An 18,740-nucleotide genomic window follows, 5' to 3' on the forward strand; every position below is an offset into this window, starting at 1 on the left:
GACGAAAACGGAAGGTTCTAGATTGTCCGCTCGTCTGCCAATCTGAGAGCAGAGCGAAGATCTGCTTTCAGGTCGTGAACATCCTCAAGACCTATATTCAAACGAACCATGGTCTCGGGGATACCGAAATCTCGCATTGATGTGTGTGCACCCGCCTGTTCAAGAGATGCTTTTGCGGGGATGACAAGACTCTCATACCCTCCCCAGCTTACACCCAGATGAAACAGTTTCAGGTTATCGACAAAGCGAGGAATATTTATCTGTGGATCAAGATCAATAGAGAACAGGCCTGATGATGCTTTGAGGCTGTTGCTTTGTTCATAATTTGCCGTTAGCACTTTTCGTACTGCGGGATGTGTTTTCAGATCATCAATCAATATTTGTGCGCTTTGAGCATGCCTTGCCATGCGAATGGCAAGGGTACGCATGCCTCGCAGGAGCAACCATGCTTCAAATGGGCCAAGCTTACCGCCCATATAAGGCACGACAACATTTCGAATGTGATCAACAATCTCTTTTTTAGCGACCAATATGCCGGCAACCGTATCGCTGTGGCCCGAGATATATTTTGATGCTGAATGAACAACAATATCAATGCCGTGGGTTAATGGTGTCTGATTAATCGGGGTGGCGTAGGAATTATCAATGATTGTCGTGACACCATGAGCTTTGGCCAGTTTGGCGATTGCGGCCAAATCCTGGATCTCAAAGGTCATCGTTGTTGGGCTTTCCAGATACAAAACCTTTACATCAGGTAATTTGGCTTCTATTTCGGCAAGATCTGTGCCGTCAACATAATCTGTATGAACTCCGTAACGGGGCATAAATCCCTGAAACAATCGATAGGCGTCGGGGTAAACATGGCGCACGCACAAAATACGGTCGCCTGACTCTACATGGGCAAGTACAGCTGCAGAAATTGCTGCCATCCCACTGGCAAAAGCTAAAGCCTCGTCCCCCTTTTCCAGCAGAGCCATTTTCTCTTCAAAGGCCCTGACTGTCGGGTTTGATATACGAGAATAGATATTGCTATCGCTTTCGCCCTTGAAGCGAGTGACCATCTCATCGTAGCTTTTGAACGTAAAAAGGCTGCTCTGGACGATGGGGGGAGCCATTGCGTTTTCTGCCCATGCGGGATCATGTGCCAGCAGGGTGTCGGGCATAAGATCAGCAGGTTTTTCCGGTAAAGAATTCTTTGGCAGAGAGTTTTGAGGCAGAGAGTTTTGACAGATTTCATCATTCATTTCAAAAACTCTCTGACTTCATTTTCGGTAATTTCAATTATGTTTTTGATTATTTGGCGCGCTGCATTGGGATCTTTGGCTTCAAGTGCAAGAAGTAAATCGTAATGAAGCGGGAAAGATGTATCCCCTATATGTTCATTCCCAAGCGGTTTCCGTGTATAAACTACCCGCATTGCTTCTTGAAGCTGGTTAACTATCTGATTAAAAAGCGGATTGCCACTGGCCCGCATTATTGCACTGTGAAATTCTACATCTTCATCATGAGAGGGGCCGTATTTTTCATGTGCACTCTTTAGCGTTCGCCAGCACTCGCGGATTTCATCCATTTGCTCTTCTGAACGATTGATTGCTGCGAGGGCAATAGCTTCGCATTCAAGAACCTTACGTACTTCAATGGTTCTGATCAGACTCTCTGCCTCAACTTTTAGAGCAATCGGAACATGGGGCGAGGCGGGTTCAATAGGGGTGATCAAATATGTACCACTTCCTTGGCGCCTTTCAACCATACCAAGAGCTTCCCATCGCGTGAGCGCTTCGCGTATGGTTGAACGACCTACACTTAGTTGTTCTGTTAAGGTTCGTTCCGGCGGTAATTTGTCCCCCGGCTTTATTTGTTGGTCTGCGATTAACTGTGCCAGTTCATCTAACACCCGGGCATCACTGGTCCGTGATAGATTAGAACCTGTTTGTTCACTGGATGTAATGCTAAGAGGCAAAGTGAGCTCCATTCAAATTGGTCTGACCATTTCGTGTATAATGGTCAGACCAATTTGAATTGTCAAGTTTTCCTAATAATTCCGAAACATGAAACTCAAAACATCACCTGATCGTTGGTTGAATGGCAGCTTACCGGGCAAAAGATGCTTTGCAATAGAGCGTTACAAGCATAGGGAGCATACATACTGCTATCGCAAGTCCATATCGTCGATTTACATCAAAAAAATCTTGTCAGTGTTTCGTCAGGCTTCGTCTTTATCCTGAGTTTATATATTCGATTTTTAACATATAGCGCTTTATCTGCGCGCATGTGTTGTTTTGTATAAATCAAAAGAGGCGGAACTTTTTGAATGTCTGTTAAAGACGCTCAATGCAAGATCTACAAGGGAACTAAAATGACAGAAGGCCAGGCTCGTAATAACAACGAAGCTCAAGTTAATTCTAATTTACAAGTTAATTCTAATTTAAATGAATTTGATGATGTGAATCCGATCGGAGAGACGCAAAGCTCCGCCTTGGTTGGGCAAATTGTTACATTAATTGAAATTGTGGCACCGCGCGCGGGCGAAACGATTAATGTTTCCCTGAGTAAAGGTCAGACAGCAAAGCTTGACTTTGATGCGGGGTCCGCAATTCCGGTACTGGAAGGCAATGATTTTGTTCTTGCCTTTGATAGTAATGGTGACGGTAGTGCCGACAGTCGTATCGTTTTTTTAAACCTTGTTGAACAGGCTCGGGACAACGATGCGCCTGTTTTTGTTATTGGTGACCTTGAGTTTTCAGCTGGCCTCGTGATTGGTCAGGCACAGACCCTTGCCGAAGGTGAAACACTGGAAACGGCCGCTGGTGCAGAAGCTGGACCAGCTGGCGGTGGCGGCAGCGTTTATAATGATGATTTTGGGGATACTCTTCTTGGTGGTTTTACTGTTCAGGGCGGGCTGGGCGAGTCCCTTGCTTCGCTTGTGGCTGTTCTTGTTGCCACAGCAGAAGACGAGGCTTTTAGTGCTGCACCATCTGCGTCATTAAATGAAGCCCCTGTTCTGACTGACCTTTCAGATGTTGTTTCGGAAATCCGGATCAATACAACAACAGAGGGTATACAGCTATATCCTTCGGTTGCGAGTCTTTCAGATGGCGGCTGGGTTGTGACATGGGTAAGTAGGGGAGAGGACAGTTCTGGTTTTGGTGTTTATGGTCAGGTCTATAATGTGGATGGAACGCCACAGAGCACAGAGTTTCAGATCAACACGACGACAAAAGGCTTTCAGTTCAGCCCTTCGGTTACAGGTCTTTCAGATGGCGGCTGGGTTGCGACATGGCAGAGCAATATTGAGGATGGTTCTGATGTTTATGGTCAGCTCTATAATGCTGACGGTACACCACAGGGTACAGAGTTTCAGATTAATACTTACGCCGCAAATAATCAGATCAATCCTTCGGTTACAGGTCTTGCAGACGGTGGCTGGGTTGTGACATGGGTGAGCTTTGGCCAGGATGGTGATCGTAGCGGCATTCATGGTCAGGTCTATAATGTGGATGGATCACCACAGGGCACAGAGTTTCAGATCAACACGACGACAAAAGGCTTTCAGTTCAGCCCTTCGGTTACAGGTCTTGCAGATGGTGGCTGGGTTGTGGCCTGGACGAGCTTTGGTCAGGATGGTTCTGGTTCTGATGTTTATGGTCAGGCTTATAATGCGGACGGCACACCACAGGGCGCAGAGTTTCAGATCAATACTTACGCTGAAAACGACCAGCGCGATCCTTCGGTTACAGGCCTTTCGGATGGTGGCTGGGTAGTCACATGGGAGAGCTTTGGCCAGGAAGGTGACCGTAGTGGTATTTCTGGTCAGGCCTATCATGCTGACGGCACACCACAAGGCACAGAGTTTCATGCCAATACGTACACTGAAGACTTTCAGTTCAACTCTTCGGTTACGGATATTTCAGGTGGTGGTTGGGTTGTGACATGGCAGAGTTTTGGTCAGGATGGTGATCTGTTTGGCATTTATGGCCAAGTTTATAACGCAGACGGCACACCACAGGGTACAGAATTTTTGGTCAATACCCACACTGAAAATTCTCAATACGCTCCTTCAGTAACGGGTTTATCCGATGGTGGCTGGGTTGTGACGTGGGCGAGTAATGGTCAGGACGGTGATCGAAGTGGTATTTACAGCACAACCTTCAATGCCGACGGGTCTGTACGATCCTATTATGATCCGGGAACGGTTTTGCAATCTTATTCTTACACAGAAGGAGATCCTGCGCTTGTCATTTTTTCGGATCTGGCTGTATCTGATGGGAATGATACGAATCTTACATCCGCGAGCGTTAGTATTTCCGACTTTGTCGCGGGAGATGTTCTTGGGGTGGCTGCGGGTTATATCTTGCCGTCTGGTATTGCGATGTCCTATGACCAGACAACAGGTGTCTTAAACCTGACAGGGACAGCCAGCCTTGCCGATTACGAAGCGGCGCTTGAGCATGTTGTTTATAGCAGTACCTCTGAAAATCCGGATGTAAACGGTTTGAACTCGACGCGCACCATCGTGGCCAATGTCAATGATGGTGTGGATAATAGTAATGTTGTCAGCACCACTTTCGCCATTATTGGCATAAACTCGGCCCCTGTTCTGGTCGATCGTTCTGATTTTGTTCAGGAAGTCCAGGTTAATACTCACACTGAAGGTTTGCCGTCAGTTCCCTCAGTAACGGTTTTATCTGATGGTGGCTGGGTTGTGACATGGCATAGCTATGGTCAGGATGGTGATGGTTTTGGTATTTTTGGTCAGGCCTATCATGCTGACGGCACACCACAAGGCACAGAGTTTCAGATCAACACGACGACAAAAGGCTTTCAGTTCAGCCCTTCGGTTACAGGTCTGTCCGATGGTGGCTGGGTTGTGACATGGCATAGCTATGGTCAGGATGGTTTTGATTCTGATGTTTATGGTCAGGCCTATAATGCTGATGGGACACCACAGGGTGCAGAGTTCCTGATCAATACTGAGACAGAAAATAACCAGCGCGCTTCGTCAGTAACGGGTTTATCGGATGGTGGCTGGGTTGTGACATGGGAGAGTTATGGTCAGGATGGATCGGATTACGGTGTTTATGGTCAGGCTTATAATGCTGATGGGACACCACAGGGCGCAGAGTTTCAGATTAATACTTACACCGAAAGCACTCAGGTAGGCCCTTCAGTAGCGTGTTTATCGGATGGTGGTTGGGTTGTGACATGGAATAGTTATGGTCAGGAAGGCCGCGGCGTTCACGGTTATGATAACGGTATCTACGGTCAGGCCTATAATGCTGATGGGACACCACAGGGCGCAGAGTTTCATGTTAATACTTACACTGAAAAAACTCAGTCAGTTCCCTCAGTAACGGGTTTATCGGATGGTGGCTGGGTTGTGACATGGCATAGCTATGGTCAGAGTGGTCAGTTTAATTATACTGATATTTATGGTCAGGCCTATAATGCTGATGGGACACCACAGGGTACAGAGTTTCAGATTAATACTTACACCGAATTAGATCAGTTCAACCCTTCGATTACAGGTCTTTCGGATGGTGGTTGGGTTGTGACATGGCATAGCAATGGTCAGGATGGTTCTGGCCGGGGTGTTTATGGCCAGGCCTATCATGCGGACGGGGCACCACAGGGTACTGAATTTCTGGTTAATACTACCACTAGAGATAACCAGCACAATTCTTCAGTAACGGGTTTACCCGATGGTGGCTGGATTGTGACATGGGTGAGTAATTATCAGGACGGTCACCGTCGTGGTATTTACAGCACAATCTTCAATGCTGACGGGTCTGTAAGATCTGATTCGGAGTTTTATGCTTATACCGAAGGTGGTCCTGCATTGGTTGTGTTTAATGACCTGACTGTATCCGATGTGGATGATGTTAACCTTACATCCGCGAGTGTTAGTATTTCCGACTTTGTCGCGGGAGATGTTCTTGGATTGACTGCAGGGTATATCTTGCCGTCTGGTATAGCGATGTCCTATGACCAGACAACAGGTGTCTTAAGCCTGACAGGGACAGCCAGCCTTGCCGATTATGAAGCGGCACTTGAACATGTTGCCTATAGCAGTACCTCTGAAAATCCGGATGGAAACGGTTTGAACTCGACGCGCACAATTGTGGCGAATATCAACGATGGGGAGGATAGCAGTAATGTTGTCAGTACCACTTTTGCCATTATTAGTATAAACTCGGCCCCTGTTCTGGTCGATCGTTCTGATTTTGTTCAGGAAGTCCAGGTTAATACTCACACTGAAAATACTCAGTCAGTTCCCTCAGTAACGGGTTTATCTGATGGCGGCTGGGTTGTCATTTGGATGAGCGATGGTCAGGACGGCGATAATACCGGCATTTATGGTCAGGCTTATAATGCCGACGGGACCGTGCAAGGCGCAGAGTTTCAGGTTAATACTCACACTGAAAATATTCAGTTCAGCCCTTCGGTAACGGGTTTATCCAATGGTGGCTGGGTAGCGACATGGACAAGCTTGGGGCAGAACGAATCTCTCGATATTTTTGGCCAAGCCTATAATGCTGACGGGTCACCACAGGGCGCTGAATTTCTGGTTAATACTTTCACTAGAGCTGATCAGGCCATTCCTTCAGTAACGGGTTTATCCAATGGTGGCTGGGTTGTGACATGGACGAGCTATTTTCAGGAAAGCTTTAATCATAGCGGTATTTTTGGCCAAGCCTATAATGCTGATGGGACACCACAGGGCGCAGAGTTTCATGTTAATACTTACACTAATAATGATCAGCGCGATCCCTCGGTAACGGGTTTATCTGATGGTGGCTGGGTTGTCACATGGCGGAGTGATGATCAGGATGGCGATGGTTCTGGTATTTTTGGCCAAGCCTATAATGCTGACGGGACACCACAAGGTGCAGAGTTCCAGGTCAATACTGAGACTGAAAATGATCAGTCACGTCCGTCAGTAACTGGTTTATCTGATGGTGGCTGGGTTGTCACATGGCAGAGCTATCTTCAGGATGGTGATTTGTATGGCGTTTATGGTCAAGCTTATCATGCGGACGGCACACCGCAGGGTACAGAGTTTCAGATTAATACTTACACCGAAAGCACTCAGTTAGGCCCTTCGGTTACAGGTCTTTCAGATGGTGGTTGGGTTGTGACATGGACGAACATTCTTCAGAACGGTTTTGGTGGTAGTGTTTACGGTCAGGTCTATAATGCCGATGGGACACCACAGGGTGCAGAGTTCCAGATCAATACTGAGACAGAAAATAACCAGCGCGCTCCGTCAGTAGCTGTTTTATCTGATGGTGGTTGGGTTGTGACATGGGAGAGTTATGGTCAGGATGGATCGGATTACGGTGTTTACAGCACAACCTTCAATGCTGACGGATCTGTAAGGTCCTACTATGACCCAAGACCGGATTTGCGTACTTACACCGAAGGCGATCCTGCATTGGTTGTGTTTAATGATTTGGTTGTATCTGATGGGAATGATGCGAACCTTACATCTGCAAGCGTTAGCATTTCCGACTTTGTCGCCGGGGATATTCTTGGATTGGCTGCGGATTATACCCCGCCGTCTGGCATTGTGATGTCCTACGACCAGACAACAGGTGTCTTAAACCTGACAGGGGCAGCCAGCCTAGCCGATTATGAGGCGACCCTAGAACATGTTGTCTATAGCAGCAACTCACAAACCCCTGATTTAAACGGCTTGAACTCGACGCGCACCATCGTGGCCAATGTCAATGATAGTGTGGATAACAGTAATGTTGTTAGCACCACTTTGACTATTGTTGGTACAAATTTAGGCGGCAGAGTTACAGGCTCTTTCATGGATGAAAGCCTGAACGGAACAATACAGGATGATTTGATCGAAGGCGGTGGCGGAGTGGATGTGCTCAAAGGTGACCTGGGGGCAGATGTCTTTGTCTTTGCAGCAGGGGAAGGCGGTGATGATACCATTTCTGACTATTCTCTTGCTCAGGGAGATGTCTTGCATATTGCCAATCTGCTTGCCGGAGAAGAGGCTGGCGATCTCGAAAATTACCTAAGCTTTGAAGAAGTCGATGGAAACACTGTTATTTCGATTGATATCAATGGTGATGGATCAGGTACAGACCAAAGCATTACCCTGACAGGTGTTGATCTGACCAAGGGTGGTTCTCTTGGTACTGATCATGAGGTAATTAATGACTTGCTTAACCAGAATGCACTCATTGTTGATCAGTAGTTTTAAAACCTGGTGACAGTTATCTGTGTTCGAACGAAACCCCGGATCGCAAGGTCCGGGGGTTCGTTTGTATAGACTGTATTTCCCGTAACCCGTTTTACCCACCCGCCAGTCTCGGTATCAAAAAAACTTCGCTGCCTTCGGGGATGGGTTGGAACCTGTCGTCGCGGTCAATAGTGCCGTTGATGGCGACGGCGATGCCTTTTTCCTGTTCGGGCTTTAGGCCAGAGTACTGTTTTTCTACTCCCTTTTTATGATCTTTAGCTCATATTTATAATTTATGATTTACAAATCATATTTTTATTTTATGATTTATAGATCATAAACTTTAAAAGGTTTGATAGTGAAACAGCTGGCACGAACACCCAAAGATATAGGTTACACCATTCGCGAGGCACGTAAAGAGCAGAAACTGACCCAAAAGGAACTCGCTGCCATAAGTGGTGTGTGGCAGGAAACAATTTCAAAAGTAGAAAATGGTGTCGGTAGTACGAAGTTGGAAACACTTTTTGACTTACTTGCGGCATTGGACCATGAAGTTTTGATCCAAACGCGTAGCAAAGGCGTGGCAACTGATATTGAGGACTGGTTCTAAGTGGGGCGTCGCCGAAGTTACAAGCCTTTGAGTGTTTTTATGAACAGACGTCTTGTTGGGACGCTTGTGCGTGAAAGCACGGGTGCTATTCATTTTACTTACGACAAATCATGGCTGGATTGGGAAGGTGCCATCGCGGTTTCCCTTTCTTTACCCTTACGGGCGGATCGTTATATTGGTGCGCCTGTTATCGCTGTTTTTGAAAACCTGTTGCCGGATAATGATAGCATCCGCCGACGTGTTGCGGAACGTGTCGGCGCGCAGGGGACAGATGCCTATAGCATGCTGTCAAAAATCGGACGAGATTGCATTGGTGCTTTGCAGTTCTTGCCCGAAGGTGAGGAGCCAACAGAGACAGAAAATCTGACTGGCGAAACAGTGAATGAAACACAGATTGAAGAGATCTTAAAAGATCTTGATGTTGCGCCGCTTGGCATTCGTAACGACCATGATTTCAGAATTTCAGTGGCAGGGGCGCAGGACAAAACAGCACTGTTCTATCATGAGGGGCAATGGGTGAGGCCCTCGGGAACAACGCCGACGACGCATATCATCAAGCCGCAGATCGGCAGGTTGTCGAACGGTATGGATTTATCCAATAGCGTTGAAAATGAATATATTTGCCTGAAATTACTCGCGGCTTTTGGTTTGCGCACAGCGTCTGTTGAAATGGCAACTTTTGGGGGGCGAAAGGCGTTGGTTGTTGAACGGTTTGATCGTCACTGGACAAAAGATGGTCGCCTTATCCGTTTGCCACAGGAAGACATGTGTCAGGTACTTTCGGTTCCGCCAACGGGAAAATATCAACGTGAAGGTGGACCAGGGATTATTGAAATCATGAAGAGCTTGCGCGGTAGTGACGAACCAATGCAAGACAGACTGGATTTTTTCAAAGCCAATGTTTTGTTCTGGTTGATGGGGGCAACCGATGGTCATGCAAAGAATTTTAGCATCTCCTTGATGCCCGAGGGACGATTCCGTTTAACGCCTTTTTATGACGTTCTTACAGTCCAGCCAACCTTTGATCAAAAGCAGATTCCAAAAAAGGAATTTAGGTTAGCGATGAGCTTTGGCAAGTCCAATCACTATAGGGTTGAGGATATTTGCGCTCGTCATATCTATGAAACCGCCGCTGCTTCGGGCCTGTCCAAAGAGCTGGTGCAAAAGATTTTTCAGGAAATTCGCGAAACTGCAGAGGAGGCAATTGAAAATACTATAAAAGTGCTTCCGAGTGATTTTCCGGCAGCTTTGATAGATTCAATCTCTGAGACCCTAAAGCAAAGATTGCAGGAGCTTTTGTGACGATTTTGCCTGCCACACTCGCGCATCTTCTAACCACCCGCTAGTCTAGGTATTAGAAACACTTCGCTGTCTTCGGGGATGGGTTGGAACCAGTCGTCGCGGTAGATGGTGCCGTTGATGGCGACGGCGATGCCTTTTTCCAGTTCGGGTTTTAGTTCAGGGCACTGCTTTTCCAGACCACCCAGCAACTGGCGGATATTCTTTGCTTCTATTTCAAGCGTAGAAATGCCGCCAGCGGCCTGTTGGATTGTTCCGGAAAGAGTGACCTGAACCATAATTCTCTCTTACTTAACGAGGGCCAATTGGCCCTATTCAGCAGCCACTTTTGCGTCGTCGATTGCTTTCAGTACACGTGGTGGTGACATCGGCAGTTCTGTCATGCGCACACCAGCGGCGGCAGAAACACCATTGGCAATGGCGGCCAGCGGCGGCACGATCCCGGTTTCACCAACACCGCGCACACCGTAGGGATGACCGGGGTTGGGGACTTCAACAATCACTGTATCGATCATGGGCAGATCAGATGCCACAGGCATACGGTAATCGAGGAAGCCCGCGTTTTGCAGCTTGCCATCATCGCCATAGATGTATTCTTCGTTGAGCGCCCAGCCAATACCCTGTGCGGCACCACCCTGGAACTGGCCCTCGACATAGTCCGGATGGATGGCTTTGCCCGCATCCTGAACCACCGTATAGCGAATGATATCCACTTTGCCTGTTTCGGGGTCAACTTCTGTATCCACAATGTGAGTACCAAAGCTGACCCCGGCACCATCAGCATTGTATTCGTGATGCCCGGCAATGGGACCGCCAGTCTTGGCTGCGGTAGCTGCTATCTCGGCAAGGGAAAGTGGTTCGAAATCACCAGCATTGGGGCCGGATGGTTTGGCGTAGCCATCTTCCCATGTGACGGCTTCGGCGGGGATATCCCACATCAGGGCGGCACGTTTGCACATTTCAGTAATGGCTTGCTGTGATGCCTTGATCACTGCCATACCACTAGAAAAGGTTACGCGGCTGCCTTCGGTCGTGTCGTTAAAGCCCAACGCGGAGGTATCGGCGACAATGGCACGTACCTTATCGTAAGGAATGCCAAGTTCTTCAGCGGCCATGATGCACATGGAAGCACGTGAACCACCAATATCCGGCGTCCCCACCGCGATCGTAACTGTGCCATCGGCATTGATATTCAGGTTGGAACAGGTCTCGCCACCAAAGTTGAACCAGAAGCCACTGGCTATGCCCCGCCCCTGATTAGGACCAAGCGGTGCGCTGTAGTGCGGATGAGTTTTAGCTGCTTCGAGTGTTTCGACAAGACCACAAGATCCGAACTTTGGCCCGTAAGAGCTTCTAGCACCTTCCTTGGCAGCGTTCTTTAGGCGCAGATCAATGGGGTCCATGCCGATCCGGGCGGCCAGTTCATCGACCACACTTTCGACTGCATAGACCGACATTGGGGCACCAGGGGCACGGTACGCTGCCCCTTTCGGGCGGTTGGTGACCACGTCGTAGGCTTCTGTCTTGACGTTATCCAGGGCATAACAGGCAAAGGCAGACATGGCCCCGAAATCAGCCGGGGCACCGGCAAAGGCACCGCCCTGATAACGGAATTCACCGTATCCAGCGGTAATGCGGCCATCTTTGGTGACGCCGATTTTAACGTTCATGCTGGAACTTGCTGTCGGACCGGAAGCTTTGAACACTTCGTCCCGTGTCATGGCGATTTTTACGGGGCGTCCGGCTTTGCGGGAAAGGGCGAGGGCAACGGGTTCAATAAAGACCGTTGTTTTGCCACCAAAGCCCCCACCGATTTCAGAGGCCGTGACCCGCAAACGGGACACATCAATACCCAGTAGCGAGGCACAGACCTGACGGACGTGGAAGTGGCCCTGGGTACAGCACCAAAGTTCGCTCATGCCATCTGCACCAACGTTGGCAACACAGGCGTGAGGTTCGATATAGCCCTGATGGGTTGCGGCGGTTTTAAAGCAGCGTTCGATAATTTCATCAGCCTGATCAAAGCCAGCGTCAATATCGCCGTGACCAAATTCACTTCGCGCTACAATGTTGGATGGCTTTGTGGGTGTCGGGCTGACACCTTTGGTGATGATACTGTCATGAAGCACGGGGGCATCCGGTGACATGGCTTCGTCCACGTCTGTAACGTGGGGTAGAATGTCATAGTCAACTTTGATGAGTTTGAGTGCCTTGCGAGCAACGGCACGGCTGGTTGCGGCAACGGCAGCAACGGCATGGCCTTCGTAGAGAGCTTTTTCACGCGCCATGATGTTGTAGAGTACATCGGCATGGTCATCGTTTGGTTCGAAGTCATCACGGGTGACAACGGCCTTCACACCGGACAGTGCTTCGGCAGCAGAGCTGTCGATGTTTTTAATAACAGCATGCGGGTAAGGACTACGAAGGATCAGACCAATGAGCTGACCGGGCATGACCATGTCGGCACCAAAGCGTGCTTTCCCCGTTACCTTGTCCATACCGTCAGGACGGGCAGGGCGAGAGCCAACAACCTTGAACGAACTCGCTTTTTCCGCATCATACTTTGATGTCGGACTCTCGATTTCTTTTTTTACGGGTGCGTTATCTGCATCAGGATTACGAGCCATATCAATTCCCTCTCATTTCTGCGGCGGCGTCCATGACCGCGCGAATGATCTTGTCATAGCCTGTGCAGCGACACAGGTTTCCGGCGAGCCAGTAGCGAACTTCGGTCTCGGTCGGGTTGGGGTTCTTTTCCAAAAGGGCCTTTGCAGCAACAACAAAACCCGGTGTGCAAACACCACATTGCAAGGCGGCGTTGTCGAGAATTTTTTGCTGTACGGGGTGTAGTTCTGTACCCTTGGCGATACCTTCGATGGTGCCAATTTCGTGGCCCTGTGCTTCTGCGCCGAGCATGAGGCAGGAACAGGTCAAGCGACCATCAACTGTGACAGAACAAGCGCCGCAATCGCCAGAGGCACAACCTTCTTTGGAACCTGTCATGCCGAGCTTGTCGCGGAGCACATCGAGAAGGGTTTCTTCTACGTCACAGACATATTCAACAGCATCGCCATTGATCGTGGTGGAAACATGAATACCGGACATTGTTATTTTTCTCCCCCGTTAGAAGCTCTTGCGTTGGCTCTTTCAAGAGCAATCTTTGCGGCGCGGGTTGCCAGTACACCAGCAACCTTGGTGCGGAATTCAATAGTACCGCGCTTGTCATTGATCGGCTTGCAAGCAGCTGAAGTGGCTGCGGCCATTTTTTCCAGCGCCGCAGCGTCAACTTTAGAGCCGATCAGGGCTTTGGCAGCGTCTTCAACCAGCAGAACCTTGATAGCAACAGCACCGAGGCCAACACGGGCGTGAGTGCAGACGCCATTATCATCAAGTTCCAGACTGACGCCTACACCAACAACTGCGATGTCCATTTCTGTGCGTGGAATAAAACGCAGATAGGCATCACCCGCGCGTTTCGGACGAGCTGGCAAGAAAACACTTTCGACCAGTTCCCCTTTCGCGAGGGTGGATTTACCCGGTGCAACGGGGATATCAATAACAGGAACGTCGCGACGTCCATTGGGGCTGACAACGGTTGCAATGGCATTGGCGGCAACCATGCCGGGGACACTATCCGCAGCGGGTCCACAGTTACACAGATTACCGATCATGGTTGCACGGCCCTGAACCTGTGTCGATCCGATCAGGTCTGCACCTTCCATAACACCGGGCCAAAGGGCACACAGACCTTCGTGTTCGTTCATTTCTGCCGAGGAGACGGCTGCACCAATACGATAGCCGCCATTTTCTTCGACAATAGATGTCATGGTCGGGATGTTTTTGACATCGACAATCAAATCAGGCTCTACCATGCCTGAGCGCATTTGTACCAAAAGATCTGTACCACCGGCCAAGACGCGGGCCAGACCTTCTTCACCTGCCAACAGGGCAGAGGCGGCTTCTACGGTTTGAGGGGATTCATAACGCATGTGTATTTAGATCCATCTGTATCATCTCTGGTATTGTCATCTTTGGATTGACGTATTTTTTTATTCTTATTTGTTTCTAGGTGGTCGTGTCACAGTTTGCAAAGGAAACGCGCACTGTGAAGACTGTGTTGTTCTTTATTTTTTACATTTTTTTCGCGAGGATGCGCTTTTTTTTCTTTAATATCAAGGAATTTTGTATATTTTAATTAACTTTAAAAGTGAAGATGTTCAATAAAAACACCGATTTTGACGAACTTAGCTGTTTGTTATCCAGAGTCAAGCTCCTGCACCCTTGGTGGAAACTGTAACAGGCTTATGATTACGGGAAGTATCTTAAGGTATTTAGAAGGGATATCGGAAACGTTTTTTCATACTTCATGACAGTACTTTTTTTATCCTGATCGTGAGAGGTATCTTTTTCTGGATACCCTAAATGGGGGATGGCGTTGCCGTTAATAGGTTTCATTATTCGCCCGGAAATAACCTTGATTACTTTGCAGTAACGATTTGGGTTATCATTAGGATGCTAAAGAGAATATTATGAAAAAAATCATGATTTTTGCCGTTCTTTGTGTTGGCGGTGTTATTGGATACTTTGCAATGAACGCGATGTTCAGTGCGGGTGAAATTGAAAAAGCGCAGCAAGAGGCTGCTGCACAAATAAATAAAAACTTGCCGATGCAAGTTGATGAACTGACAACTTTGGAAGAGGTATCCAGCGAGGGATCTGCGTTGGTATACAACTATAAAGTTGATGTTAAAAAAGATGAAACAGATCTGGATGTCTTTACGACAGAGGTCAAAAAGAACCTGATGGCGACTATGTGCGGCAAGGAACCTTTCAGCAAGCTTTATAGCGCAGGTGCTTCCTATGTTTATCATTATGCAGATACTGCGGGTGACGCGTTGACGGAAATCACCATTGATGCGGATACTTGCAAATCCTGATTATTCTGGCAAATCCTGATTATTTTGTTTGAAAGGCTCATCCGAAAGTTGGCCAAAAAATATAACAAGAAACCGAGTTGCAGGAATTTTATTCTCTTTTCATAAGGTTTAATGACCAGATAAGTGAAGGGGGGAAGGCGGAACTATCATCAGCTGAAGTATTGTCGGCTGTGGGGGCAGTTCCGCCTTGTTTTTTTACGGCGCAAAAGTATTTAGAAATTCTACTTAGCTGTTTTTGTTTTTATATATCTTTTCAAAGTTACAAGGAAAGCTTGCCAGGTAAGCAGAAAAAGACATTTTAACTGATCATTCAGCCATCAGGTGATATTTTGTCTCTGGAACAGGTTCGTATACAGGATTGCGTCAGGGATTCTGTTTAGTGTTTTGTCGGATGACATAGTTCAGGATAGTTAAGTGTTTGATTCTATATTAAATATTTTAAATGAAATTACTGCTGCCATAGCAAGTCTTTTTCTGGGAGTCTTACAGTATCCATTTTCGCCGGAACAGCGCATCTTCTGGCTTTATTTACTGTCATCTATATTCCTTGCATATCTTGTTTACCGTCAAAATCGAAGAAATGAAGATCAAGATCAAGATACACCTTATACAAAATCCTTTTTCAATTTCCTGTTTCCAAGAGATGTATGGGAGAACCCGTCTGCATGGTTGGACATAAGATACTTTTTCTTTCACCAGACTGTGCGACTATTAATTTATGGCGTGCTCCTGACGGAAGTCATGACTTTTATGTTCAACCTGTTTACTGGCGGAGCAGGGGTCATACCTGAAAGTATGGCTTTTCCCGAGACTGATTTAGCGCATACTTTGTTTGTAACACTTTACATGCTGTTGCTTATTGCTTTTGTTGATTTTGTATCTTTTGGCATACACTATCTTCAGCACAAAGTTCCTTTTTTGTGGGAATTTCACAAGGTACACCATAGTCTTGAAGTGATGCACCCTATTTCAAATTACCGGGAACATCCGGTCGACAATCTTTTCTATATGACTGGCACCGGGACTGCGTATGGGCTTTTTCTCGGGGTCGTATATCTTTTGTTCGGGTATTTGCCAACAATGCCGCAAATCCTTGGTGTTCCTCTAGTGGCATTCGCTTTTAACATGCTGGGGTATAATCTTCGTCATTCTCATATCTGGTTGCGCTGGCCAGGTAATTGGGCCAAGGCTTTTGCTTCACCGGCCCATCACCATATTCATCACAGCTGTCACCCGGATCATATTGATAAGAATTTTGCGTTCATTTTTCCGGTTTGGGATGTTCTTTTCAAAACGTATCATTTACCAGAAACAAATAAAGACGTGCATTTTGGTATCTCCAAAACCTATGTCAGTGAATACAAAAGTATCCTTGCCCTTTATTTCCTCCCTTTCATCAAGGTGACAAACCTCCACAAAAAGATAGCTGGAAATTCAAAGAAAACTTTACCATAGCTAGGTGAAATGAATGATGATTCCTGTTTTCCGCTAGAGGAATGACGAGGCTTTTCTCTCAAAAGAAAGCTGTTAAGCCCAGGTAATCAAGCTCTTAGGCCTTCATTCATAAAGGCAACGATAGGGGACAGTCATAGGTTTTTTATTTTGTTCTCTTTTCAATTGATCTGCTTCACGTCGATTCCTGATCTTGGGATCTGAAAAACTCCTGATAGTGCGAAGGATTCTGGTGCACATTGTGCCGGACTGTAAGAAGTATTTCTACTTTGCGTCGCAAAATGACATGCACAGGTTCGTGAAAAATTGATAACGCTTCTACGGATTACCTGATAGTATTATGGGGGATATCTTTTGATACTTGCCCTGTCCACTTGTGCCGGGCAGGTTTGTGAGAGGTGGAGTTGTATGACAGAAGGTGCGTTAAAATATTTACGCTCTGGTTGTTTGAGCCTGATTCTTGCTCGGGCAGTTTTGTTTGCTTTCCTTTCTTATCTGGTAGTTAACATATCTTTGTCAAACACGACATCGGCTACAGAAAACAAGATTCCAAACAAGGTTTCAAATAAAACCCCAGAGGAAATTCCAGAGAAAATTCCAGAGAAAATCAAGGTCACGGTTGGTGAGTGGCCGCCTTTCCTGACACAGGAACTGGAAGGAAACGGTGTTATCGGTGAAATGATTGTGGATATCTTTGCCTCACAGGGGATACACGCTGATCTTGCCTTTTTACCCTGGGGCAGAGGTTATCACGAAGCTTCATCAGGCGGGTTTCAGGCTATGGGGATCTGGATGCATAAACAAGAGCGAGAAAAGGATTTTCTGTATAGCGATCCAATCCTCAAGGAACAGTTTGTCTTTTTCCATCGCAAGGATCTGGATTTTGATTGGGATGAAATGACGGATCTTAAAGAGTACCGCCTTGGGGGCGGTATTAAGTACAGCTATGGTCCTGAATTGGATGCTGCTGTATCCGGCGGAACCCTGTTCATGGATCGCGGGCCAAGTGATGAAGTGAATTTTCATAAGCTATTGACGGATCGCATACAGATATATCCACAAGAAAAATCAGTCGGTTACTTCGCTCTTATGAACCATTTTTCTGCCGAAGATCAAGATCAGATAACACATCATCCCAAGCCAATTCTCAACAATCTGAGCTACGTTCTTTTTCCAAAAGTGCTGGAAGGCAGTGCTGATCTTATGGATCGCTTTAACAAAGGCCTGAAAGAATTTCGGGAAAGCGGTGCCTATGATCGCTATATGAAACGCCTTACTGATGACGAGATGTCTTGAATTTTACCTGTTTATTCTAATATTTTTATAGGCCGGGTCTGTTTTGTCCAGCATGGCATTTAAAATGCCAAAGCGGGTAAAGGAAGCATCACTGAAATCTTCCCGGTTAACAGGCGGCTTTTTCGATCTTATCACTCATGATGTTCAAATCCCGTCTGGCAGAGTAAACGAGGACCAGCGGTTTTTGATAGAAGAGGGTTGTTCACCTATTCATAATATCTTTTGCGTGAAGGGCTTGCGACAGGCACACTGTGGGCAGTTGTAGTTTTTACTATTCAAGATTTTTCATGACCACTTTGTTTGAATTTTTCCTGAAAATCGGGGCGCGGGATTTTTGGTCTTTTTATTGTGATCTGAAAGCCGCGGGGCATATCAGACATGTTGCCGTTTCCTATTATCTCTTGCGCTATTTGTTCTATAGCCTGTTGGCTGTTGTGATTGCCCTTGTTATTTTATGGGTCATGGGGGCCGTTATCTTTAATCCTGCAGACGGGATTTCTTTTAATCCAGATTTGACAATTCCTGTGTTTTTCGGGGCTTTGATCGCGCTTTATATCTGGTGGACCCTGATCGAAATGATTGGAAACATGGCCCATGTCTATAGCCGTGGACAGGTGGCAAAGGCCGAGGTTATGGGTACAAAATCCCGCATGGGGCGTGGTTTTTATGTGTTGTTGCGCTTTGAGCATCAGGGGAAAGTAATAGAGGCAAGCTTTGCCAAGCAAATTGGTCAAAAGAGTTATTGGGAAGCTTTTCCCCATGATCATCTGGACGTTATCCATGCCAAAGATAAACCCGAATTGGTTATGCCCTATAACGCAGACAGTTTTGAAAAGCGCTGTCTGGATCGCACGCATGACGTGCCTCCAGAATAAGAAAGCTTGAATAAGTCATAAGTAACCCTGAATAAGTTACGATGAGGCAAGTAACTGTGAGACAAGATATCTGT

General features: G+C 47.1%; 13 protein-coding genes. 7 read left to right on the forward strand and 6 right to left on the reverse strand.

The genetic code is table 11. The features are described from left to right. Positions 1-17: 17 nt before the first annotated feature. Complete coding sequence (locus D9A03_RS11470; RefSeq protein ID WP_216825449.1) at positions 18-1,244, reverse strand: aminotransferase class I/II-fold pyridoxal phosphate-dependent enzyme; 1,227 nt, start codon at positions 1,242-1,244, stop codon at positions 18-20. Continuing rightward, positions 1,241-1,960, reverse strand: coding sequence for a FadR/GntR family transcriptional regulator (locus D9A03_RS11475; RefSeq protein ID WP_162938099.1), 720 nt, complete (start codon positions 1,958-1,960; stop codon positions 1,241-1,243). The genes D9A03_RS11470 and D9A03_RS11475 overlap by 4 nt, the downstream gene beginning before the upstream one ends. A gap of 396 nt (positions 1,961-2,356) precedes the next feature. Here D9A03_RS11475 and D9A03_RS11480 point away from each other — a divergent pair, with 396 nt between their 5' ends. From D9A03_RS11480 to D9A03_RS11495, 3 genes are all read left to right on the forward strand, one after another. Then, positions 2,357-8,212 carry a type I secretion C-terminal target domain-containing protein gene (locus D9A03_RS11480; protein ID WP_162938100.1) on the forward strand — a complete coding sequence of 1,952 codons (5,856 nt, stop codon included), beginning with the start codon at positions 2,357-2,359 and terminating at the stop codon, positions 8,210-8,212. A 343-nt stretch (positions 8,213-8,555) separates the two neighbouring features. Further along, complete coding sequence (locus D9A03_RS11490; protein WP_120497312.1) at positions 8,556-8,807, forward strand: helix-turn-helix domain-containing protein; 252 nt, start codon at positions 8,556-8,558, stop codon at positions 8,805-8,807. A 39-nt stretch (positions 8,808-8,846) separates the two neighbouring features. Further along, complete coding sequence (locus D9A03_RS11495; protein ID WP_216825450.1) at positions 8,847-10,109, forward strand: type II toxin-antitoxin system HipA family toxin; 1,263 nt, start codon at positions 8,847-8,849, stop codon at positions 10,107-10,109. 29 nt (positions 10,110-10,138) lie between these two features. Here the strand turns inward: D9A03_RS11495 and D9A03_RS11500 are convergent, their stop codons facing one another. From D9A03_RS11500 to D9A03_RS11515, 4 genes are read right to left on the reverse strand one after another with little or no spacing between them, the layout of a single operon-like run. Beyond that, a complete protein-coding gene (locus D9A03_RS11500) occupies positions 10,139-10,384 on the reverse strand; it encodes a MoaD/ThiS family protein (RefSeq protein ID WP_120497314.1) in 246 nt (81 codons plus the stop codon). Between the two features lie 33 nt (positions 10,385-10,417). Further along, a complete protein-coding gene (locus D9A03_RS11505; protein WP_120497315.1) occupies positions 10,418-12,733 on the reverse strand; it encodes a xanthine dehydrogenase family protein molybdopterin-binding subunit in 2,316 nt (771 codons plus the stop codon). Between the two features lies 1 nt (position 12,734). After that, entirely contained in the window at positions 12,735-13,211 is a 477-nt protein-coding gene (locus tag D9A03_RS11510) for a (2Fe-2S)-binding protein (protein ID WP_120497316.1), read from the reverse strand. 2 nt (positions 13,212-13,213) lie between these two features. Then, positions 13,214-14,095 carry a xanthine dehydrogenase family protein subunit M gene (locus tag D9A03_RS11515; protein WP_120497317.1) on the reverse strand — a complete coding sequence of 294 codons (882 nt, stop codon included), beginning with the start codon at positions 14,093-14,095 and terminating at the stop codon, positions 13,214-13,216. A 540-nt stretch (positions 14,096-14,635) separates the two neighbouring features. Here D9A03_RS11515 and gspS2 point away from each other — a divergent pair. The 4 genes from gspS2 (at position 14,636) to D9A03_RS11535 (ending at position 18,666) form a co-directional block, all read left to right on the forward strand. After that, complete coding sequence (gspS2, locus tag D9A03_RS11520; RefSeq protein ID WP_120497318.1) at positions 14,636-15,043, forward strand: type II secretion system pilot lipoprotein GspS-beta; 408 nt, start codon at positions 14,636-14,638, stop codon at positions 15,041-15,043. A gap of 750 nt (positions 15,044-15,793) precedes the next feature. Then, positions 15,794-16,498 carry a sterol desaturase family protein gene (locus D9A03_RS11525; protein ID WP_162938101.1) on the forward strand — a complete coding sequence of 235 codons (705 nt, stop codon included), beginning with the start codon at positions 15,794-15,796 and terminating at the stop codon, positions 16,496-16,498. Positions 16,499-16,903: 405 nt separating this feature from the next. Beyond that, positions 16,904-17,791, forward strand: coding sequence for an ABC transporter substrate-binding protein (locus D9A03_RS11530; RefSeq protein WP_120497320.1), 888 nt, complete (start codon positions 16,904-16,906; stop codon positions 17,789-17,791). 287 nt (positions 17,792-18,078) lie between these two features. Continuing rightward, positions 18,079-18,666 carry a hypothetical protein gene (locus D9A03_RS11535; RefSeq protein WP_120497321.1) on the forward strand — a complete coding sequence of 196 codons (588 nt, stop codon included), beginning with the start codon at positions 18,079-18,081 and terminating at the stop codon, positions 18,664-18,666. Positions 18,667-18,740: the final 74 nt, after the last annotated feature.

It is taken from the genome of Kiloniella sp. EL199 (assembly GCF_900313065.1).
GTDB lineage: Bacteria > Pseudomonadota > Alphaproteobacteria > Kiloniellales > Kiloniellaceae > Kiloniella.